The organism is Bacillus pretiosus, assembly GCF_051294775.1.
In the GTDB taxonomy this organism is placed as follows: Bacteria; Bacillota; Bacilli; order Bacillales; family Bacillaceae_G; genus Bacillus_A; species Bacillus_A wiedmannii.
Genome location: NZ_JBPPHF010000156.1, coordinates 1 through 309, shown reverse-complemented (window position 1 = coordinate 309; position 309 = coordinate 1). Strand labels below are relative to the sequence as shown.

At 36.9% G+C, this 309-nt stretch carries 1 pseudogene; it reads right to left on the bottom strand.

Annotated elements, in window-relative coordinates:
* Positions 1-88: 88 nt before the first annotated feature.
* Positions 89-309 (bottom strand): annotated as a pseudogene (locus ACSG5Z_RS30295) (cupin domain-containing protein); the annotation flags it as partial.

Sequence of the window (309 nt, the reverse complement as noted above, 5' to 3'; positions counted from 1 at the left end):
CCCCTTTTAAGTTCCCTACTATATAATTATAACGAATCTAATTACAAAATTATACAAAACAGAGTGACTCTTCCTAAAAAAGTAAGTGTTACTCTATTTCACATGATGTTATTTGTCCATTTAACGTAACGACTATATTTGAGTCGCCACTTTCTTTAGCACCTTTTAATCGATTGGAGTTAGGAGGACCAATGACAACTGACTCCTTAAGTTGCGAAAGGTCCTTCCCTAATTTTTCCGCACTTACACCGTATGCAGCTTGAAATACTTCTGGCGGTGTTAATCTAAGTATGTCTGACCCTTCTGCTG